Genomic DNA, 20009 nt, shown 5'->3' with positions numbered 1-20009 from the left:
ATTGTCGGGACACGTATCGCGCGTGCCGGCGGTGCGCTTAAAGCAAGACATCAAGTAAGGAAGAGGTAGGCATGCGTCTCAGGCTTTGTCCGAAAAATCGAATGTGGATCCCCCTGGCGCTGGTCGTGCTGCTGTCACCGCTGTCGGCAATGGCGGAAGTGGTGCCGCTGGATCGTATCGTCGCCGTGGTCAACGATGACGCCATCATGCACAGCCAGCTCGAACGCCGCGTGGCACAGGCGCGCAGCCAGCTGCAGGCCAACAATATTCCGATGCCGCCGGAGCAGGCGCTCGAGCGCCAGGTGCTGGATCGCATGATCACCGAGCAGATCGAGCTGCAGATGGCGGAAAACGCCAAGCTGAGCGTCGACGAGACCCAGCTCAACAGCACCATGCGCGGTATCGCCCAGAATAACGGCATGAGCCTGGACGAGTTCGCCAACACCCTGGAGCAGCAGGGCCAGACGTTGGCCGAGGTGCGCGAGCAGGTGCGCCGCGAGCTGCTGATCCGCCAGGTGCAACAGAGCCAGGTGGCGAGCAAGGTCACCGTCTCCGATCGCGAGGTCGACCGCTTCCTCGCGCAGGCCGGCCAGAACAGCGATGTCTCCTATCATCTGGCGCAGATTCTGATTGCCGTGCCGCAGTCACCGACGCCGGATCAGGTCAGCCAGGCCCAGGCCAAGGCACAGGATATCTACCGGCAATTGCAAGATGGCGCCGACTTCCAGCAGCTGGCCGTTGCCGAATCGGACGACGCCCAGGCACTGCAGGGCGGTGATCTCGGCTGGCGTCCGGCGGCGCAGATTCCTTCGATCTTCGCCGAGGTCATTCCCGAACTGTCCCGGGGCGAGGTCAGCGAACCAATCCGCAGCCCCAGCGGTTTCCACCTGGTCAAGCTGATCGATACCCGCGGTGGCTCCGGTGGCCAGATGAGCCGCGAGCAGGCCAGCCAGGCGATCTTCCAGCGCAAGGTCAACGACGAGCTCGAGGCCTGGACGCAGGAGATCCGTGCCAGCGCCTATATCGACAATCGTCTCGACGATAACGGATGACGCGGCCGCTACTGGCGCTGACTACCGGTGAGCCGGCCGGTATCGGTCCCGAACTGGTGCTGGCCGCTGCTCGGCGGTGGGACGGACTCGAAGCCGAGGTAGTCGCCGTCGGCGATCCCGATATGCTTGCCGAACGTGCCAGGGCGCTGGGATGGCCGGTCGAGGTAGTGGCTTGCCGGCCCGATGAACCGTTACCGCCGATACGGGACGATCATCTGCCGGTCTGGCCGGTCCCGCTCGCACGGCGCTCGATTCCCGGACGGCTGGATCCCGCCAATGCCGGCTACGTGCTGGCCACGCTCGATGTCGCCATCGACGCCTGTCGTCGTGGCGCCGCCGATGCCATGGTCACCGCGCCGCTGCACAAGGGCGCGATCATCGAGGGCGGGCATCCGGGCTTTACCGGCCACACCGAGTATCTGCGCGATGCCTGCGGGGTCGACGAGGTGGTGATGATGCTGGCCACCGACCGCACCGCGCGGCCCCTGCGGGTGGCGCTGGCGACCACGCATCTTCCCCTCGCCGAGGTCGCCGGCGCGATTACCACCGACGGGCTGATGCGCGTCACCATCATCCTGGCCGAGGAATTGACCCGATGCTTCGCCATACCCGCGCCGCGCATCGTGGTGTGCGGACTCAACCCGCATGCCGGCGAGGATGGCCACCTTGGCCGGGAAGAGCTGGACGTTATCAATCCTGCGCTGGAACGTCTGCGGGCGATGGGGATCGACGTCATCGGCCCGCTGCCGGCGGATACGCTGTTCACGCCGCGCCATCTCGCTCACGCCGATGCGGTGCTGGCGATGTATCACGACCAGGGCCTGCCGGTGCTCAAGTATGCCGGATTCGGGCAGGCCGCCAATATCACGCTGGGGCTGGGCATGGTACGGACCTCCGTCGATCACGGCACTGCGCTCGACCTTGCCGGCACCGGTCTGGCCGACGCGGGTAGCCTCCGGGTGGCATTGCAGGTGGCCCGCCAGATGACGGCCCGCGTTCACTGAAGGAATTCGCTTTTCATGTCTACACGCTCCTCCGACCGTTCTCCGATGCCGCGTGCCCGGAAGCGTTTTGGCCAGAATTTCCTCCGTGATGGTGGAGTGATCTCGCGCATCGTACATGCCATCGGCCCGCGTGGCGGCGATCGCCTGATCGAAATCGGCCCCGGCCAGGGCGCGTTGACCGGCCCGATCCTCGAAGCGGCCGGTGCGCTGGAAGTGATCGAGCTCGATCGCGACCTGATTCCCGGGCTGCGGGTACAGTTTTACGACTACCCTGATTTCAAGATTCACGAAGGCGACGCGCTCAAGTTCGATTTCCACGAGCTGTCGCAGCAGGATGGCAGACCGTTGCGGGTAGTGGGCAATCTGCCCTACAACATCTCCACGCCGCTGATCTTCCATCTGCTGGCCGCGCGCGGCGCCATCCTGGATATGCACTTCATGCTGCAGAAGGAGGTCGTCGAGCGCCTCGCCGCCGAACCCGGCGGGCCGGACTGGGGGCGACTGTCGGTGATGACCCAGTATCACTGCGCGGTCGAATCGCTGTTCATCGTGCCGCCCGGCGCCTTCGTGCCCCAGCCCAAGGTGGACTCGGCGATCGTGCGATTGACGCCCTATGCCGAGCTGCCGTCGCCCGCTCAGGACGAGGCCCATTTCGCCGACGTGGTGCGGGTGGCATTCGGCCAGCGTCGCAAGACGCTGCGCAACAATCTCAAGGGGGTGATCGACGCCGAGATGCTGGAGTCGCTGGGCATTGACCCCGGCCGACGCCCACAGACGCTTCGCGTCGAGGAGCTGGTCTCGATCAGCAACCATTTGACGGAGTGAGCCAGAGGGTTTTATGAGCGAGAAGGTTGTATGAGTGAAGAAGCTCCGGCCATGACGGTCGCCGTCGAGCCCGACTACCGCACGGACGAGTCGTCTCCGGGCGACAAGCGTTACGTGTTCAGCTACACGGTCACCGTGTACAACCATTCGGACAGCAATATCCAGCTGCTGTCACGCTATTGGAAGATCACTCAGGGGCACGGCAAGGTGCAGGAAGTGCGTGGCAACGGCGTCGTCGGCAAGCAGCCGACCATCGCCGCCGGGCACAGCTTCCGCTACACCAGCCGCGCCGTGCTCGAATGCCCGGTCGGCGTGATGCAGGGCAGCTATACCTGTGTCGACCTATCCACACGGCAGTCGTTCGACGTCGCCATCGCGCCGTTTCGCCTGGCGAGCCCCAATCAGGTTCACTGAACCGGCAGGTTCATGAGCGAGCGATGCCTTCGTGTCATCCGTTCGCCCGACAAGGTAAAGACAATGGCGACATACGCAATCGGCGATCTCCAAGGCTGCTACGCTGAATTCGAGGCGCTGCTGGCACGACTCGATTTTTCGCCGTCCCGCGATCGGCTGTGGTTGGCCGGCGATCTCGTCAACCGTGGCCCCCGGTCGTTGGCCTGTCTGCGCAAGAGCATCGAGCTGGATGGTGCGGTCAGCGTGGTACTGGGCAATCATGACCTGCATCTGCTCGCCGTGGCGCGTGGCCACGGCAAGCTCAAGCGCGCCGATACGCTGGAGGCGATCCTGGCCGCGCCCGACTGCGAGGCGATGATGGAGTGGTTGCGTCGACAACCGCTGCTGATCGCGGATCGACAGCGTAACTGCGTCATGACGCATGCCGGGATATTGCCGCAATGGTCCCTGGATCAGGCCGCGGCACTGGCCGGGGAGGCCGAGGCCGTATTGCGCGGCGACGGCGTGGATGATTTCCTGGCGGTGATGTACGGCAACCGGCCGGCACGCTGGGAGCCGGCGCTCACCGGGGAAGAGCGTATTCGGGCGATCGTCAACGTGTTCACGCGAATGCGCTTCATCGCTGCCGACGGTACCCTCGACTTCGCCGCCAAGGAGGGGCTCGACAGCGCCCCCGACGGCTTCGCGCCCTGGTTCACCTGGCCGCGTGATGACGACGCCACCTTGTTGTTCGGGCATTGGGCGGCGCTGGAAGGGCGCACGCCGGGCGCGCGGGTCCGCGCCGAGGCGCTCGATACCGGCTGTGTCTGGGGCGGCTCGCTGACCGCGCTGAATCTCGACAGCGGCGAGCGCATTGTCGAACCGTCGCGCCAGCCCCGACGCTGAACGCCAATCCCGACACTGAATGCCAGGGAAACGCTGAATGAATGCCTCGCGGGCATTTATGCGGTGTTTCCCCAAGGAGCGAGCCAATGTCTCAATCTTTCCAACACCTCGATCCGGTCACGCTGGCGCAGTGGCTGCGCGAGGGGCGCACGCTGCAACTGATCGACATTCGCGATCCGCTGAGTTTCTCCCAAGGACACATCCCCGGTAGCCGCCATCTCGACAACACCAACGTTGCCGAGCTGGTGGAGAAGACGCCGGGCGATACGCCGCTGGTGGTGGTCTGCTACCACGGTCACTCCAGTCAGCAGGCGGCGGCCTGGCTGGCCGGCCAGGGATTCGACGAGGTCTACAGCCTGGATGGCGGTTTCGTCGACTGGTCGCATCGGCACCCCGACCACGTCGCGCAGTGAGTGGACGCCGCTCATGAACTCGCGATCCGATTTCCGTTTTGATCCCCGGCTCGATGGCCTGCAGGTCTACCTCGTCGGCGGCGCCGTGCGCGACGCTCGGCTGGGGTGGCCCGTCGGCGATCGTGACTGGGTCGTCGTCGGCGCCACGCCCGAGGCGATGCGCCAGCGCGGGTTCAAGCCGGTGGGGCGGGACTTTCCGGTCTTCCTGCATCCCGACACGCACGAGGAGTACGCGCTGGCCCGCACCGAGCGCAAGCAGGGGCACGGCTACACCGGGTTCGAGATTCACGCCAGTCCCGACGTCACCCTCGAGGAGGACCTGGCGCGGCGCGACTTCACGATCAATGCCATGGCCGAGACGCCGGCGGGCGAGCTGATCGACCCGTACGGCGGGGCCGCGGATCTCGAGGCCAGACAGCTCAAGCATGTTTCGTCGGCGTTCATCGAAGATCCCTTGCGGGTGCTGCGTGCGGCCCGCTTCCTGGCCCGCTATCGTCACCTGGGGTTTGCCATCGCTCCCGAAACCCAAAGGCTGATGCGCCAACTGACCGAGGCTGGCGAGATCGGCTATCTGGTTGCCGAGCGTGTCTGGACGGAGACGCAAAAGGCCCTGGGCGAGATCGATCCCGCCGCTTATTTCGAAACGCTGAACGACTGCGGGGCCTTGGCCGTGCTGATGCCACCACTGGCGACGGAGGCGCTGCCGCAAGCGTTGGCGCGCCTCGATGCCCTGCCGGAGATGGATGAGCCGGCGCTGTGGCGCTGGGCGCGGCTGGGCGAGCATCTCGACGACGACGGGCAGGCCGCCCTCAACGGCCGGGTCAAGGCGCCCAACGCCTATCGCGATGCCATGCGTCTGGCGGCGCTGTCGCGCCAGCTGCGCCAGGTTCTTGGCGATGAGCGGCCCGACGTTGACATGGATCGCGCCAGCGCCATCATGGCCTGGCTCGACGCCATCGATGCCTGGCGTCGGCCCGAGCGGGTGGCGCCGTTATTGGCGCTGATCGCGCACGATGACGGCGGCCTGGCCGACGATCTGGCACTGGGTTGGCGGCTGGCCGCGCAGATCTTGCCTCAAGCGTTGCTGGATGAGGGATTTCGCGGCCCGCAGTTGGGACAAGAGCTGGCGCGGCGGCGGGAGGAGACCATCCGCGAGGCGCTGGAAACGCTATAAGGGAAACACTACTAAAAGGTACCGGGCGTGGCACGGATACTTGAACGACGACGCCCGCTGCGTGAGGCCACGCAGCGGGCGTTCTGGTATCGAGCGTGCCTTCGGTCAGACGAACAGCCCGATGATCATCGCCATGACCAGTCCGGTGACGCCGATGATCGTTTCCATCACCGTCCAGCTCTTCAGTGTCTGGGTCTCGGTCAGGCCGAAGTAGCGGTTGACCAGCCAGAAACCGGAGTCGTTGACGTGGCTCAGCACCGTGGCGCCGGAGGCGATGGCGATCACGATCAGTCCCAGTACCGGTCCATCCAGATCGAGTGTCGAAATGACCGGTGCCATCAGGCCGGCGGCGGTGATCATGGCGACGGTCGCCGAGCCCTGGATGATGCGCACCGCGGTCGAGATCAAGAACGCCAGCAGGATCGGCGGCAGGGCGCTGTTGGCCATGATGTCGCCCATGACGTCGCCCACGCCGGAGTCGATCAGCACCTGCTTGAATACACCGCCGGCACCGGTCACCAGAATGATGATGCCGGCCGGTTCCAGCGCCTTGGTAGCGACTTCCATCACCTGCTCGCGGCTCATGCCACGGCGGGTTCCCAGCAGGGTGAAGGCGAGCAGGGTCGCCAGCGTCAGCGCGACGAAGGGGTGGCCGAGGAAGGTCAGCGCGGCCAGTACCGGGCTGTCTTCCGGCAACAGCACGCCGGAGACGGTATTGAGCACGATCAGCGCCAGCGGCAGCAGGATGATCGACAGAATCAGCTTGAAGCTCGGCAGGCCCTGGCTGTCGCGTTTCTCACGCGGCAGTTCCATGTAGTCCGGTATCTGGGCGTCGATGCGCTTGCCGATCCAGCGCCCGAACAGCGGGCCGGCAATGATCATCGCCGGCAGGCCGCAGATGGCGCCGAACAGGATCACGTAGCCGAGATCGGCGCCGATCAGTTTGGCCACGGCGATCGGTCCCGGCGTCGGCGGAATGAACGAATGAGTTACCGCCAGACCCGCCAGCAGCGGAATACCGTAATAGAGCAGCGAGCGCCCGGTGCGCCGGGTCAGGGCGTAGATCAGCGGCACCAGAATGATGAAGGCGACATCCAAAAAGACCGGAATCGCGACCAGGAAACCGGTGATGCCCATGGCCCACTGCGACCGATTCTCGCCGAAACGGTCGAGCAAGGTGCTGGCCAGACGATCGACACCGCCGGAGACCTCGAGCATCTTGCCGAACATCGCGCCGAGGCCGACCACGGTGGCGACGAAGCCGAGCGTACCGCCCATGCCTTTCTCTATCGTGTCGAGCAAGTCGTCGACGCTCATGCCGGTTGCCAGGCCTACCAGGCCGCTGACCACGAGCAGTGCCACGAAGGCATGCAGGCGCAGCTTCATGACCAGATAGAGCAGGACGACGATGCTTCCCAGGGCGGCGAGTATCAATGACGTAGGACTGTCCATAGCGGCGAAATCCTTTGTGAAGGCACGGCACCAAAGAGAGCGATATACGTCTTTGGTGGCGTTGTGCGTCGGGGTAGAGTTGGAGAAAATGGATGTTACCGGTAACAAGGTGGAATCAACAATGCGCCGAAAGGCGTAGAGACATCGTCGAGAAATCGGTCTAGGCCGGTAACTCGAAGGGACATCGAGTCAAAAGGCAATGCTATGAATGCAACAGTAGGACGACGCATCGTCGTGATGGGCGTATCGAGCTGCGGCAAGACCGAGGTCGGGCAACGTCTCGCGGCTGTCCTGGGGGGACGGTTTCTGGATGGCGACGACTATCACTCGCCCGAAAGCGTCGCCAAGATGTCGCATGGAGAACCTCTCGACGACGAGGATCGTGCCGGCTGGCTGGCCCGCCTGGCGGAGTTCATCGCCGAGGCCAGGGAGAAAGGGGAAACGCTGGTGGTCGGCTGCTCCGCGCTCAAGCGGCGCTATCGCGATACCCTGCGTCGCGGTGACGGCACCTTGACGTTCGTCCATCTTTCCGGCAGCCGGGAATTGCTGTTGCAGCGCATCCAGGCGCGTCAGGATCACTTCTTCAAGGGCGAAGACATGCTCGACAGCCAGTTGGCGACGCTGGAGCCACCGGGCGAGGATGAGGCCGTGACAGTGGATATCGCAGGTACGTTGGAGCAGGTCGTGGCCGAAGCCCGGGCGGCGTTGGAGCATCGTTACCGGCGGCTGGACGCCGACGTCCCTTCATAGGCTCCCGCGACATTGCACTTCGAACCCCACGTCTTCGCGATAAGGTGACAGCGGCGCTCCTGCCAGTCTCTCTCTCAACTTGACTGCGATGAGATCTCCGATACGCCGGCGTGGCGTGACGACGGTCGCCAGCGGCGGCGTCGTTGCCTCGGTGATGTCCAATCCATTGAACCCCGCCAGCGCCATGCGTTCCGGTACCTCCAGGCGCTGGCGCTGACATTCGAACAGCGCTCCCGCGGCGAGGTCGTCGTTGCCGCAGAAGATCCCCTCCAGGTCTGGCCAGCGTTCCAGCATCGACGCCAGCATCTCGCCACCGAGCCGGTACGAAGAAGGATGTGGTGTGGTCAGGCAGCGTTCGGTCGACAGTCCTGCCTGTTTCATTCTGGTTTCCCACCCCGCCATGCGCAGTTGGGCACGATAATCCATGCGCGCCCCCAGGAAGCCGAGGCGACGATAGCCCCGGTCGAGGAATGCCTGGGTCATGGCGACGCCCGCCGCGTGCTGGTCGAGGCCGACGTTGATGTCCAGCGGCGTGTCGGTCAGCTCCAGCGTCTCGACGACGGGGACGCGCGCCCGTTCGAGCAGGCGCAGGGCATGTTCGGTATGGCGCGTGCCCGGCAGGATCAGGGCGTCGACACCGTAGCTCAGATAGGTGTCGATCAGCCTTTCCTCTTCCAGCATCGAGTAGCCGGTATGCCCGATCAGCACCCGGTAACCACCGGCACGCAGGCCCTCCTCGATGCCGCGCTGGATCTCCGAGAACACCGAATTGGAGAGCGAAGGGATCAGCAGCGCGACGCTATGGCTGCGGCCGCTGGCCAGCGCACCGGCCGAATGGTTGGGAATGTAGCCGAGTTCGTCGATTGCCTCTTCGATCCGCAGCCTGAGGGCGGCCGAGACCCTGTGCGGTTCGCGTAGCGCGCGCGAGACCGTGATCTTGGTGACGCCGACCCGATCGGCAATATCCTGCAGCGTGACACGCCCCGACGAACGACGCGGCATAACGATCCCCGAGACTGACTTTTATTCGCTTGTTACCGGTAACTTCAGCAAAGACTAGCATGCCCGAGGCTGCCCGCGCCCTTGGGCCATGGTCGTATGCCGTCGGCGCCATTCACAGCGACAGCAACAACAGCGTCAACGGCGGCGAGAGCAACGAGAGCAGGAAGCCGCTGACGATGGCGACGGGAACGCAGGTGATGCCGCCGTGCTGCTGGATTACCGGCAGGGTGAAGTCCATTGCCGTCGCGCCGCTGTAGCCGATCGCCAGGGGCACGGCGCGGCGGATGAACAGTGGTACCAGCAGAAAGGCGACGAGTTCGCGGGCCAGGTCGTTGAAGAAGGCCGCGCCGCCGAGTACCGGTCCCAGTTGGTCGCCGATCAGGATGCCGGATAGCGAGTACCAGCCGAACCCGGCCGCCAGCGCCATGCCCTGGTTCCAGGGCAGGTCGAGCAGTGGCGCGGCAATCAACCCTGCCAACATCGAGCTCAGGAAGACGGTGACGGCGATGGCGAGTCCCAGCCGATTGAGCAGAATCTGGCGCAGTCCGAGACCGGAGTTGCGCAACTGACAGCCGATCAGGCTGAGCAGGGCATAAAGTGTCCAAGCGGCCAGGGTTTCGGCCAGCGCGGCCGGATGCCAGCCGAGTCGCACGACGCCCGCGCCGATCAATACGCCGGCCAACACCACGCCGGCCAGTTGCAGCGAGCCGATCATCGCCTTCAATTTGCCCATCGGCGGGAGAGCGGTATCCTCGCCTTCGACACGCTCCAGGCGTGCCAGTCGTCGTTGCGACAGCCACCACAATGCCAGCAGATTGATCGGCGAGATCACCGCGAACAGGATCAATGCCGTCGTGCCGATGCGGGAGAGCTGGCCGAGCAGATCGTCCAGCCCGCCCAGGCTAAGGCCCATCAGCAATAGGATCACATAGACCGAAGCGTTGACGCCGCGATCGATGCCCCGCTGGATGGTCGCGTGCCGGATCGGGATCAGGTAGCCCAGGATCAATGGCAACAGAATCCACAGCAGTCCAAGCAGCATGGCATTCCCAACATGAGACGAACGACGGCACGAAAAAACGGACGCCGAGCATGTCGGCGTCCGTGAATGAGTGGAAGACTCTAGAGGATGTCTGCGGAAGAGGGAAGATCGACCGACGACTTATTGCTGGCTGGCGTTTTCCGTCAATTTCAGATCGATCAGGGTCAAATGACTTCGTTCCTCGCCATCGCGAACGTAGCGCGTCTTCAGCAGCAGCCCGGGAATTTCCCGATGAAAGGTGAAATAGAGATGGCGGTCGCGCTTTTCCGGATCCCAGGTATCCACCGTCACGCCCGGGAAGGTGCCGGCGGGCGTCTCGATGTCGCCGCGATCGGTGATGCGGTAATAGAGCGTCTCATCGCGTTCCTTGTGGTCCTGATACTTCAGTTCGCACGGCGAGACCTGGGGATTGGCGCAACGGGCCGTAGGTGCCTTCCGGGACAGCTCGAACAGCGCCGTCTGGCGGTCCGGCAGTTCGCTGAGCTGTTCCTGGTCGAGATGGTAATCGTCACCGATCCCCAGCAGCGAATAGGCACTGGTGTAATCGAGCGCCTGTAGCGAGTTGCCATCGAGCCGGAAACGCCCGCGCTCCTCGCCACTGGCGACCTTGATGCTGGCTTTCATGTCGCTCTCCCAGGTATCGCCCTGGTGGGACAGGCGGTGGGTGATCGTGGCATTCGGCCAGCCGCTGATATCGAGCCGATAGTGCGCGGTAAAGGGGGTCGGCGCAGCTACCGCCAGCGTGCTGACGCAGGTGAACAGCAGAGCGGCGGCGCTTTTGACGACAGCGCGGGACGTGAACGGCATGGCTCTCCTCGACGGTGAATCGGCAATCTACCGCCATCAGACGCCGATTCGTTGCATGTGTTCCTGACGGCAGTGACGGATCAGGTAACAGGCCAGACCTTGTCGAGCCGATCTATCGTGTGCTGCCACTTCGGTGCCGTCGGTTTGCAGACGGTGTTCTGGTTACCGAATAGCCCGACCTCGCTGAACGCCTCGCTTCGCGCCACCGTATGAATCCAGCGTACGGGCACGAGGTATTCCGCTTCTTCTTCATCCGCCAGGGTTTGAAAAAGATGCGGATACGATTCGCGCGAGAGGTCATCGTCTTGGGAAACGATCTCTGGCAAGGTTCTGTCGCCTTCATTCGCAAACCGGTATTCATCGGCCCGGCAGCGTTCACCGGTCACGACACCAACGCCGACATAGCCCGTTTTGGGAATATTGACCCACACCCGATCACCCTCGGAGAGCATGGATAACGTCTTCGAGTACCAGGCGGCGCCGCCGCCAGCGATAAAGCCCAGCCGCCTTGCCAATGACCATGGCCGATCGTCACCGAACGAGGCGTAGAATTCACCGTTCCAGGGCTCCTTGCGCCCTTTGGTAATGGCGCGTTCCTGGCTCTCGTCCGGGTCGATCATCCAGGCGCGACTCAGGTAGCGGTTGCCGCCATCCTCGAAAGCTGCGAAGAACAGAGCGTTGATGGAAATCTGCGCGTAGTCGTTGAGATAGGTAATGATGCGCTCGGTGCTGGCATCCAGTTTGGTCGCGACCACTACCATCTGATGCTGTTCGTTGACCGGGACGTCCGACAGCGCGACACCGAACTTGGCCTGAAATGCCTCGTCCAGCGTCGCGTGCGGGCATGAATAGCGTTTGGCGAAATCAAGATAGATATCGACGATGTCGCTGTCGCCCAGGCTCGCGATCCACGAGGCGTAGTCGATGGTCTGGGCGACGACCTCTCTGGGTGTCTTGTCCCGCTTGAGTTCGATGATGATCACCGTGCCGTTGGCATCGATCGCCAGCAGGTCGATCAGCTTGTCGAAGGCCGTGCGCACCTGCCGGCCGATCAGCAGCCAATCCCGGTTAAGGATCGAGACATCCTGCATGATTTGTGCTTCCAGCAGCCCTTCGTCGGCGAGCCCGGCTGGGCGTAGCCGCTGTGGCTGTTCGCTGGCGCCGTTGGCCAGCTTCCAGATGCCTTGTTCGATCGCCACGTGATCTCTCCCTTAGCCACAAGTAAGTCTTGTACCGATGAAGCCAGTGTCCTAATATTAAGGCCAACACGACCCCGGCCTCTTGGTTGCTTGCAACCTACGCTGGGGTTCTTGTTTTAACCAACGTGATTGGGTTGGTGATAGGCGGCTACCACCATTCCCGCCAATTTTCCGGGATCCCCATGCTTTTCACTTTCAGTTGTCTGGCTGAATGCTGAGCGGGGAAGGCGTCGAGATGTTCCTGCAAACGTTGGTGCCACTGCGTATTCGGGCAGATCGCCTTGATCAGCATACGAGTGATCGCGATCAGAACGAACGGTTTGGCACGCATGTCATCGCCGGTCAAAAACGCATCACACCAATCGATTTCTCCACGCTTAGGCAGTTTCGGCTTGGTTGTGATGTTGCGATTCCAGAGTCTGCTGTGGTGAGCTACCAGATTGCGCAGGTAACTCAGGCCAAAGAGCCAACTACCGAAGACCCGCCAGTCCGATACGCCATATCGCGTAGCGATGGTGGTCTGATCCGCTACGTGCATCATGCTGATCAACTGCGAAATGGCGCCAAAGTCGAATACTTCGACGGCAACCCAGATCGGCAGCTCATCGCCATGTCGATTGTGATAATGCCGAACGAAGTCCTCCTTGGACCGCGCGACCAAACCACGATATTTCTCCAGCCAGACATCGAAACGGGTTCTTGGGTCGCCGTTACGAAAAGAGCGGCTCGAGAAGCCGGGGTGGAAATCAGCCTTGGTGTTTTCAATATGCGCGAAGGCGCTGCGCTTCCCTAGCAGATAGGCTATATCCACCCGCAGCGAAATCTCGATACGTTCCAGCGCATCGATCAACAGCAGACGCAGCTTCTTGTCGAACAGGTAGAGTGAGACGGCATCCACAAATTGGGTATCGGGATGAAATTCGTCCATGGCCTGGCTGGACAGGCGCCCGGTGTCTGGATCTTGTGTGATCTCAAATCGGCGAAAGGGGTACCAGTAGGCGCTAAGACGGTAGTAGCCGATACGTTCCAGATAGCTGAGCGCAGCTGCATCGTCAGTAACCGTCATGCCGCGCGCCTTCAGGCGATCCAGTTGCTGCTCGAAGGACTGCCACGGACGATCATACGCCATCAATGAATCCCCTTTTCCACCACCGCCTCGGCCAGCCGAGTGCAGGTTTTGCCAGCCTCGGCCAGGCGAGCCTTGAGCCGGTCGCAGAGGGCCATCAGCTCGTCGACTTTGGCGACGATGCGGTGTTGTTCATTTGCTGGACATAAAGGGATTGGGGCTGCTTTTAGCTTGTCTTGTGAGATATTCATCTGGCTTTCAGCCATGCCTGACTTGGCATTTTCTAGGCATTGACTGGTCAGGCCGGCATTGAGGCAGAGGCAAATGAAAGGCTCGGACATCGCAGCATCAATGAGATGAAACCTGATAATTTTATCTGAGATCATCAGCCTTGGACGTGTTTTGTCTACCCAACATGAAATCCCGACTCGGTTCTTAGGGCCAGCGCGAGTGATCAGTATGTCACCGCTGTTAACCTCATATTGGCGCTTGGGTTTCTTACCTTCTGGTAGTCGCTTGTTCTCTTGTTGGAAGTAGCTCATTACTTGAACGGATGTTGTTTTCAGAACTCCCCATTCACTCTCTCCTGCAGGCTCTGGAGGGCAAGCAGGACTCCAGCCGGCATCCATGATGCTCACTAGCTCGCCAAGCGCTACCCACCTCCAAGTTTCTGGAAGTTGGGTAAGCCTATCTTTTGCCACTTCCCATGGTTTCTTCGACTTCTTAATCTTCCCTTCCTTGACCAGACGAGCCTTCTCATCAGCGATCTTTTCCAGCAACGCGCTAGCCGGCTCGTCGGTCGGGTCCTGCTCCACCAACTTCCCCATGACCGCGAGTTGCAGAATGGCCTGCTTGAGCTTGTCGATGCTGGCTTCAGTGGTGAAAAGAGTATCGAAATTCTCGGCAAGGCGGGCCCAATTCTCGGCCACTTCCGCGGCGTCGACGGATCGGGTGAGGGCATCGAGAAGGGTATCGACCAGCACTTCGTGAGCTTCCAACTGATCGCCAATCTGTTGTTCCAGCCGGTCGCAGAGGGTCAACAGTTCGTCGACTTTTTCGACGATGCGGTTCTGTTCCTCCGTTGGGGGCACAGGAATCAGGGCAAGTCTCGCTTTGTCAGTACCCAATCTGGGTAGATTCATGCCGTGAGTTGAATCATTCGCATAGATCTTGAAAGCAGGTGACTTCAATGAGAGCCTTAGATATGAAGAGGTTATTCCTGAGAAGCCTCGTACTGGTATGATTTCAGTTGTGCAAACGCCAGGCCTATCGGCAACAAGAACTTTGTCGAGATATGGACGCAGCTTTCCATATAGCACGTCATCCTGTTGGAACCTATTCTTTGAGCTTTTAAAAGGTCGTTCCTTGTATGTGACTCGCTGGATAAGTCGTGAGCTTTCCTTTTCGATATCTTCTAGCTCAAGCACCCATGAGGTGTCTTCAACTTCGCCAGGTTCAGCCTTGTCAGTTACACCATAGTTTGTGATTTCGCCAAGGCGAGCCCATGACCATATTGTTGGAAGCTCCGTTATGACCTCCTCCTCATCAATTCCTGGCAGCTTCTTTGATTTCTTGATCTTCCCTTCCTTGACCAGCCGGGCCTTCTCCTCGGCGATCTTCTCCAGTAACACGCTGGCGGGTTCATCGGTCGGGTCCTGCTCGACCAGCTTGCCGCGCACGGCCAGCTCCAGAATCAGTTCGCGCAGTTTCTTGATACCAGTCAGTTCCACTTTTCCGCTCTTTCCCGATAAGCCTCTTCCAGCGCTGCGCTTGTGGGTGACGGCGCCGGTCCAGAGATCAAGATGGTCGGTGATTAATTCCTGAACACTCATGCCTGGCTCTCCGGGTTTTCCGAGCCGTTCCGGTTCAGCGCTTCGCCGAGAATTCCCTTGAGCTGGTCGCGGATTTTTTGAATCTCGATCTGCTGCTGAGCGTACTGTGCCAGCAGTTCGTCCGGGTCATGGTTGACCCGTTCGGCCTGGTGCGGGTTCTTGATGTCCAGGTTGTACTGGCGCGCCTTGATCTCGTCGATGCCGACCTTCCACGCCTGTTCGGTCTCGACGCGGCTGGCAAAGCCGTCACGTTCGTCTCCCCACCACGCGACCTCGGTGGCGAACTCGGCAAACTTCATCGGTTTGGTCTTGCTATAGCTCTTGTAGCCTTCGGGGTAGGGGTGTTCGTAGTACCAGACGTTTTCGGTCGGTTGGCCCTTGGTGAAGAACAGCAGGTTGGTCTTGATGCCGGTGTAAGGGTTGAACACGCCGTTGGGCAGGCGAACGATGGTGTGCAGGTTGCACTCGCTCAGCAGCCGTTCCTTGAGCCGCGTCTTCATGCCCTCGCCGAACAGAAAGCCGTCCGGCAGCACCACGGCGGCGCGGCCGCCATCCTTCAGCAGACGAATGAACAGCGCCATGAACAGATCCGCCGTTTCGCGCGTGCGAAGCTCGGCGGGGAAGTTGTTCTCGATGCCGTCTTCCTCGGTGCCGCCGAAGGGTGGGTTGGCAACGATCACGTCGACCCTTTCGCTGCGGCCCCAGTCGCGATACGGGCGATTCAGAGTATTGTCGTGGCGGATCTGGCTGGGCACCTCAATTCCGTGAAGGATCATGTTGGTCGTTGCCAGCAGGTGCGGCAGAGGCTTTTTCTCCCAGCCGAAGATGCTGCGCTGGAGTGTCTGCTCGTCATCCGGCGTGGAGACGTAGTGGGTGCGCTTATGCTCGATGGCGCAGGTGAGGAAGCCGCCGGTGCCGCAGGCCGGGTCCAGCACGGTCTCGATGAGCTTCGGGTCGGCGCGATTGACCATGAATTCGGTCACGGCGCGGGGCGTGTAAAACTCACCGGCGTTACCTGCGCTCTGCAGGTCCTTGAGAACCTGCTCGTACATGTCGCCGAGCTGGTGACGGTCGGCCTGGGTGTTGAAGTCGATGCCATCCTGCAGCTTGTTGATCACCTGCCGTAGCAACTGGCCGGATTTCATGTAGTTGTAGGCGTCTTCGAACACGTTGCGGATGACCACGGCACGGGCATCGTCGCCCGTGGGTTGCAACTGCTGCAGGCCGGGGAAGAGTTCGTTGTCGATGAACGATTTGAGCTCGTCGCCGGTCGGGCCTTCGGCATCTGCTGCCCAATGGCGCCAGCGCAACCGCTCGGGGATAGGGGAGCGGTAAGCGTCGTTGAACATCTCCCATTCCCGCTCGCGGTCGTCGAAGATCTTCAGAAACAGCATCCAGACCAACTGGCCGATGCGCTGGGCATCGCCGTCGACGCCCACGTCCTTGCGCATGATGTCCTGGATGGATTTGATCGTGGTGGAAATTGCCATAGAATTCTTTGTCCAAAAAATCGACCCAGCGCGATTCGCGACGGGTCGGATGACTATGTGAATAAAAAGCTGTCGTGACTGAAAAGCGATCGTGATCGAGTCATGAAAAGGGCGGCAGGATAGCAGCCTCGTCAGGCAATGGGGCGATAGAGCGCCTCTTCCAGTTCGTTGAGTGCTTGCTGGTAGCCCGGCTTGCCGCCAAAGGCGTTGACCAACTCCATCGGCGCGCCGTACTCGCGGAAGGGGGAAAGCGTCAGAACCTTGAGGTTTTCGATGGGCTCGATACCGGCGTCGGCATATTTGTCGACGAGAGAGTCCAGCACCCGCCGGGCCTGGCCCTCATACCGCGTGAAGATATCGCGCTTTCTGACCTGCTCCGCCCGCTCGCGGCGCGTCAGTGGCGGGCGGTCGAAGGCGATGTGGCAGATCACGTCGAAGGGGTCGGGCGTGTCGCCCCAATCCTTGCCCAGCTCTTCCTCGAGCGCTTCCCAGAAGATGCCTTGCTCCGCCAACTCGTCGAGAATGACCTGCTTGCGGTCGGCGTTATTCCATTGGCGCAGGAAGTCGTCCAGCGAGGCAAACTGGGCCTGGAGCTGCTTTCGGGTGTAGTCGCGCAGGCTTTCGGTGATCAGTTTGCCGTCCGGCCCTAGGAACTGGATGCGCTCGGCAACGATGCTGACTTCGATGTCGTCCACGACATATTTGCGTCGCGGTTCCGGTGGCGGTTCGGGCATGCCGGTATCGTCGGATTCCCACGTGGCGCCGTCCTCGACTTCATAACCGCCGTGGGGTTCTGCCACGTCTTCGGCGCTTGTCGTATCAAAGCTGTCAGCCGGATCGCTGTTGTCGTCCGTTTCATCGTCGGGCGCGATGGGGTCATCGCCGCTCGGCTCGTAGACCTGAACCGGGTCGCCGTCGAAGTCCGGGTCGGCGAACAGCTCAGTGGCCTTCTTGAAATCGATGATGGTGAACCAGTGCTTGTGGTACTCCTCGTTGATGCGCGTGCCGCGGCCGATGATCTGCTTGAATTCGGTCATCGACTGGATGCGTTGATCCAGCACGATCAGCTTGCAGGTCTGGGCATCGACGCCAGTGGTCATCAACTTGCTGGTGGTGGCGATCACCGGATAGCGTGATTCCGGGTCGATGAAGTTGTCCAGCTCGGCCTTGCCTTCGTTCTCGTCGCCGGTGACGCGCATCACGTATTTGCGGTTTTCGGCGACCCGCTGGGGATTGAGATTGACCAGCGTCTGACGCATGCGCTCGGCGTGGTCGATATTCTCGCAGAAGACAATGGTCTTCTGGTATGGGTCGGTACTTTCCAGAAACTCGGTGGCCTTGCGCGCTACCAGCTCGGTGCGCCGATTGAGTACCAACTGCTTGTCGAAGTCGCGCTGGTTGTAGATGCGGTCCTCGATTTCCTGGCCCAGGACGTCGACCTGCCCCTGGCTCGGGCGCCACCCCTGAAGGTCCCTGTCGATATCGACCCGGACCACCTTGTAAGGCGCCAGAAAGCCATCCTCGATGCCTTGCTTGAGCGAGTAGGTGTAAACCGGCTCGCCAAAATAATCGATGTTGGAAACCTCCCTGGTCTCCTTGGGCGTGGCGGTCAGGCCGATATGCGTGGCGCTGCTGAAGTAGTCTAGTATCCGGCGCCAGGCAGAATCCTCGGCGGCGCTACCGCGATGGCACTCATCGATGACGACGAGATCGAAGAATTCCGGCGAGAACTGCTTGTAGATGTTTTGCTCTTCCTCGTGGCCGGTAACGGCCTGATAGAGCGACAGATAGATTTCGTAAGACGGGTCGGCCGTGCGGTTGGTGACCTTGGTCATCGCCTGCCCGAAGGGTTTGAAGTCGTTGTTCTTAGTCTGGTCGACCAGGATATTGCGATCGGCGAGGAACAGAATTCGCTGCTTCCGTTTCGATTTCCACAGCCGCCAGATGATCTGAAAGGCCGTGAAGGTCTTGCCGGTGCCTGTCGCCATGACCAGTAGAATGCGGTCCTGCCCTCGCGCAACCGCTTCGACCGTACGATTGATCGCGACGGTCTGGTAGTAGCGGGGCGTGCGGCCGCTGCCGTCGTCGTAATAGGGCTGTTCGACCACCGCGCGGGTGTCGTTGGGGATGCCTTTGTACTGGCAGTAGCGCTCCCACAAGGTCGCCGGAGAAGGAAACTCGTCGAGTGTCAGCGCGGTTTCGGTCTGATCGCTTAGTCCGGTTCGGTCGTGGAACAGAAAGCCGTCGCCATTGCTGGAGAACACGAACGGAACGTCCAGTGCATCGCCATAGGCCAGGCCCTGCTGCATGCCGTCGCCAAGACTGTGCTTGTTGTCCTTGGCCTCGATAACCGCGATGGGTTGGTTTTTTTGATAGCTGAGCACATAGTCGGCTCGGCGTCTTTTACCGCGAGTGTGCATCCGCCCGCGCACGATGATGCGACCGTTGGTGAACGAGACTTCCTCGCGTACCTGGGTCTGAATGTCCCATCCGGCCTGCTCGAGGGCCGGTGTGATGAACTTGGTACAGATATCGCGTTCGGTAAGCGTCTTCTTGTTCACCGCATTCCCCGCAGACGAATGACCCAGCCAGTTTTCCAATTCCGACTTTACATTTTGATACAGAGGTTATCATCCCAGCCCTCGAATTTCTCAATACCCCGCTTCGGGATCGATGGTCTCGACCGGTTCGCCTTTTGCCATCGCGCCCAGCACTTCGGCGACCTGATCGGCGGCGGCGCCGATCGGGGTGGGGCCGGCCATGTGGGGGGTGATGAGGATACGTGGGTGGCGCCACAGCGGGCTGTCCGCCGCCAGCGGTTCTTCGGGGAAGGCGTCCAGCAGCGCGCCGCGCAGGTGGCCTTCGCTGTCTTCGTCGCCGAGCGCTTCGAGCAGTGCGGCTTCGTCGATCAGGGTGCCGCGTCCCGGATTGATCAGGCTGGCACCCGCCGGCAGTCTGGCGAGCGTCTCGCGATTGATGATGTGGCGCGTGGCCGGGGTGTCCGGCAGTAGCGTCACCAAGGTCATCACCTGACCGAGCAGCGCATCCAGGCCGTCGTCGCCGTGATGGCAGGTGATGCCGTCGATCGTCTTGGGCGAGCGGCTCCAGCCGTGTACCGGATAACCGTCGGTGGCGAGCATCTGCGCGACACGGGTGCCGATGGCACCGAGACCGAGCACGCCGACACCCCAGTCGGGCTTGTCGACGACCGCAATTTCCCGCCACTCATGCCGACTCTGCTGGCGCCGGTAGCGGTCGAAATCGCGCTGGAAGTGCAGCACGCCGTAACGCGCGTAGTCACCGATCAGCTCGCCCATGCCGGCGTCGCGCAGCTTGACGATGGGAATATCGCGGGGCAGTGAAGGATTCTTCAACAACGAATCGACGCCGGCGCCCAGGTTGACGATGCCCTTCAGCGCGGTCTGCTCATCGAACAGCGAGGCGGGCGGCTTCCAGGCGACCAGATAATCCGCCTGCGGATTGCCCGAATCGGCGGCGATGACATGGTCGGCATCCGGCAGACGCCGTTGGAGGATGTTGCGCCATTGTTCGGCAGCGTTGTGGTAGATCAAGACACGCATCGTGGTTCCGTCGTCGTTGTA

At 61.6% G+C, this 20009-nt stretch carries 18 protein-coding genes; 8 read left to right on the top strand and 10 right to left on the bottom strand.

Going from position 1 to position 20009, the window contains the following annotated elements; all coding sequences use genetic code 11:
• Positions 1–101: 101 nt before the first annotated feature.
• The 7 genes from DOM57_RS12495 to DOM57_RS12465 all read left to right on the top strand — a co-directional run bounded on the left by DOM57_RS12495 (position 102) and on the right by DOM57_RS12465 (position 5767).
• Entirely contained in the window at positions 102–1052 is a 951-nt protein-coding gene (locus DOM57_RS12495) for a peptidylprolyl isomerase (RefSeq protein WP_239496211.1), read from the top strand.
• On the top strand, positions 1049–2056 hold the full coding sequence (gene pdxA, locus DOM57_RS12490) for a 4-hydroxythreonine-4-phosphate dehydrogenase PdxA (RefSeq protein WP_110649529.1): 1008 nt from the start codon (positions 1049–1051) through the stop codon (positions 2054–2056). The genes DOM57_RS12495 and pdxA overlap by 4 nt, the downstream gene beginning before the upstream one ends.
• Positions 2057–2071: 15 nt before the next feature.
• Positions 2072–2881 (top strand): 16S rRNA (adenine(1518)-N(6)/adenine(1519)-N(6))-dimethyltransferase RsmA, encoded by an 810-nt coding sequence (gene rsmA / locus DOM57_RS12485; RefSeq protein ID WP_110649528.1) that lies wholly within the window; start codon positions 2072–2074, stop codon positions 2879–2881.
• Positions 2882–2911: 30 nt separating this feature from the next.
• Entirely contained in the window at positions 2912–3295 is a 384-nt protein-coding gene (gene apaG / locus DOM57_RS12480; RefSeq protein WP_110649527.1) for a Co2+/Mg2+ efflux protein ApaG, read from the top strand.
• Between the two features lie 63 nt (positions 3296–3358).
• Positions 3359–4180, top strand: a complete 822-nt coding sequence (locus DOM57_RS12475; RefSeq protein ID WP_110649526.1) for a symmetrical bis(5'-nucleosyl)-tetraphosphatase — start codon at positions 3359–3361, stop codon at positions 4178–4180.
• An 86-nt stretch (positions 4181–4266) separates the two neighbouring features.
• Entirely contained in the window at positions 4267–4593 is a 327-nt protein-coding gene (gene glpE, locus DOM57_RS12470) for a thiosulfate sulfurtransferase GlpE (protein ID WP_110649525.1), read from the top strand.
• Between the two features lie 13 nt (positions 4594–4606).
• Entirely contained in the window at positions 4607–5767 is a 1161-nt protein-coding gene (locus DOM57_RS12465; RefSeq protein WP_110649524.1) for a tRNA nucleotidyltransferase/poly(A) polymerase-related protein, read from the top strand.
• Between the two features lie 105 nt (positions 5768–5872).
• Here the strand turns inward: DOM57_RS12465 and DOM57_RS12460 are convergent, their stop codons facing one another.
• Entirely contained in the window at positions 5873–7219 is a 1347-nt protein-coding gene (locus DOM57_RS12460; protein ID WP_110649523.1) for a GntT/GntP/DsdX family permease, read from the bottom strand.
• A gap of 204 nt (positions 7220–7423) precedes the next feature.
• Between DOM57_RS12460 and DOM57_RS12455 the strand changes: the two genes are divergently transcribed.
• Positions 7424–7969: a gluconokinase gene (locus DOM57_RS12455; RefSeq protein WP_239496210.1), complete on the top strand. Its 546-nt coding sequence runs from the start codon at positions 7424–7426 to the stop codon at positions 7967–7969.
• On the opposite strand, the gene DOM57_RS12450 is transcribed toward DOM57_RS12455, so the two are convergent.
• The 9 genes from DOM57_RS12450 to DOM57_RS12410 form a co-directional block, all read right to left on the bottom strand.
• Positions 7964–8971, bottom strand: coding sequence for a LacI family DNA-binding transcriptional regulator (locus tag DOM57_RS12450; RefSeq protein ID WP_110649521.1), 1008 nt, complete (start codon positions 8969–8971; stop codon positions 7964–7966). The two genes, DOM57_RS12455 and DOM57_RS12450, sit on opposite strands and share 6 nt — an antisense overlap.
• Positions 8972–9083: 112 nt before the next feature.
• Positions 9084–10013: a LysO family transporter gene (locus DOM57_RS12445; protein ID WP_110649520.1), complete on the bottom strand. Its 930-nt coding sequence runs from the start codon at positions 10011–10013 to the stop codon at positions 9084–9086.
• A 120-nt stretch (positions 10014–10133) separates the two neighbouring features.
• On the bottom strand, positions 10134–10820 hold the full coding sequence (locus DOM57_RS12440; RefSeq protein WP_110649519.1) for a hypothetical protein: 687 nt from the start codon (positions 10818–10820) through the stop codon (positions 10134–10136).
• Positions 10821–10900: 80 nt separating this feature from the next.
• Positions 10901–12019: a PDDEXK family nuclease gene (locus DOM57_RS12435; RefSeq protein ID WP_110649518.1), complete on the bottom strand. Its 1119-nt coding sequence runs from the start codon at positions 12017–12019 to the stop codon at positions 10901–10903.
• Positions 12020–12167: 148 nt separating this feature from the next.
• Positions 12168–13148 carry an Abi family protein gene (locus DOM57_RS12430; protein ID WP_204352959.1) on the bottom strand — a complete coding sequence of 327 codons (981 nt, stop codon included), beginning with the start codon at positions 13146–13148 and terminating at the stop codon, positions 12168–12170.
• Positions 13148–14917, bottom strand: a complete 1770-nt coding sequence (locus tag DOM57_RS12425; protein ID WP_110649517.1) for a restriction endonuclease subunit S — start codon at positions 14915–14917, stop codon at positions 13148–13150. Before DOM57_RS12425 ends, DOM57_RS12430 begins: the two co-directional genes overlap by 1 nt.
• Positions 14914–16407, bottom strand: a complete 1494-nt coding sequence (locus DOM57_RS12420) for a type I restriction-modification system subunit M (protein WP_110649516.1) — start codon at positions 16405–16407, stop codon at positions 14914–14916. The genes DOM57_RS12425 and DOM57_RS12420 overlap by 4 nt, the downstream gene beginning before the upstream one ends.
• A 131-nt stretch (positions 16408–16538) precedes the next feature.
• The gene (gene hsdR / locus DOM57_RS12415; RefSeq protein WP_110649515.1) at positions 16539–18968 is read right to left on the bottom strand and encodes an EcoAI/FtnUII family type I restriction enzme subunit R; all 2430 of its coding nucleotides are present in this window, start codon (positions 18966–18968) and stop codon (positions 16539–16541) included.
• 90 nt (positions 18969–19058) lie between these two features.
• Positions 19059–19988: a 2-hydroxyacid dehydrogenase gene (locus DOM57_RS12410; protein WP_110649514.1), complete on the bottom strand. Its 930-nt coding sequence runs from the start codon at positions 19986–19988 to the stop codon at positions 19059–19061.
• Positions 19989–20009 lie beyond the last annotated feature (21 nt).

Origin of the sequence: Salinicola peritrichatus (genome assembly GCF_003206715.1) — a bacterium.
GTDB classification, from domain to species: Bacteria; Pseudomonadota; Gammaproteobacteria; order Pseudomonadales; family Halomonadaceae; genus Salinicola; species Salinicola peritrichatus.
The sequence above is the reverse complement of the archived record's forward strand: the minus strand, read 5'-3'. Positions and strand labels throughout refer to the sequence as shown.

Bases quoted from the DNA above. Each gene is read 5' to 3' on its own strand.
- DOM57_RS12495 (WP_239496211.1), top strand. From the start codon at position 102: ATGTGGATCCCCCTGGCGCTGGTCGTGCTGCTGTCACCGCTGTCGGCA.
- pdxA (WP_110649529.1), top strand. From the start codon at position 1,049: ATGACGCGGCCGCTACTGGCGCTGACTACCGGTGAGCCGGCCGGTATC.
- rsmA (WP_110649528.1), top strand. From the start codon at position 2,072: ATGTCTACACGCTCCTCCGACCGTTCTCCGATGCCGCGTGCCCGGAAG.
- apaG (WP_110649527.1), top strand. From the start codon at position 2,912: ATGAGTGAAGAAGCTCCGGCCATGACGGTCGCCGTCGAGCCCGACTAC.
- DOM57_RS12475 (WP_110649526.1), top strand. From the start codon at position 3,359: ATGGCGACATACGCAATCGGCGATCTCCAAGGCTGCTACGCTGAATTC.
- glpE (WP_110649525.1), top strand. From the start codon at position 4,267: ATGTCTCAATCTTTCCAACACCTCGATCCGGTCACGCTGGCGCAGTGG.
- DOM57_RS12465 (WP_110649524.1), top strand. From the start codon at position 4,607: ATGAACTCGCGATCCGATTTCCGTTTTGATCCCCGGCTCGATGGCCTG.
- DOM57_RS12460 (WP_110649523.1), bottom strand. From the start codon at position 7,219: ATGGACAGTCCTACGTCATTGATACTCGCCGCCCTGGGAAGCATCGTC.
- DOM57_RS12455 (WP_239496210.1), top strand. From the start codon at position 7,424: ATGAATGCAACAGTAGGACGACGCATCGTCGTGATGGGCGTATCGAGC.
- DOM57_RS12450 (WP_110649521.1), bottom strand. From the start codon at position 8,971: ATGCCGCGTCGTTCGTCGGGGCGTGTCACGCTGCAGGATATTGCCGAT.
- DOM57_RS12445 (WP_110649520.1), bottom strand. From the start codon at position 10,013: ATGCTGCTTGGACTGCTGTGGATTCTGTTGCCATTGATCCTGGGCTAC.
- DOM57_RS12440 (WP_110649519.1), bottom strand. From the start codon at position 10,820: ATGCCGTTCACGTCCCGCGCTGTCGTCAAAAGCGCCGCCGCTCTGCTG.
- DOM57_RS12430 (WP_204352959.1), bottom strand. From the start codon at position 13,148: ATGGCGTATGATCGTCCGTGGCAGTCCTTCGAGCAGCAACTGGATCGC.
- DOM57_RS12425 (WP_110649517.1), bottom strand. From the start codon at position 14,917: ATGAGTGTTCAGGAATTAATCACCGACCATCTTGATCTCTGGACCGGC.
- DOM57_RS12420 (WP_110649516.1), bottom strand. From the start codon at position 16,407: ATGGCAATTTCCACCACGATCAAATCCATCCAGGACATCATGCGCAAG.
- DOM57_RS12410 (WP_110649514.1), bottom strand. From the start codon at position 19,988: ATGCGTGTCTTGATCTACCACAACGCTGCCGAACAATGGCGCAACATC.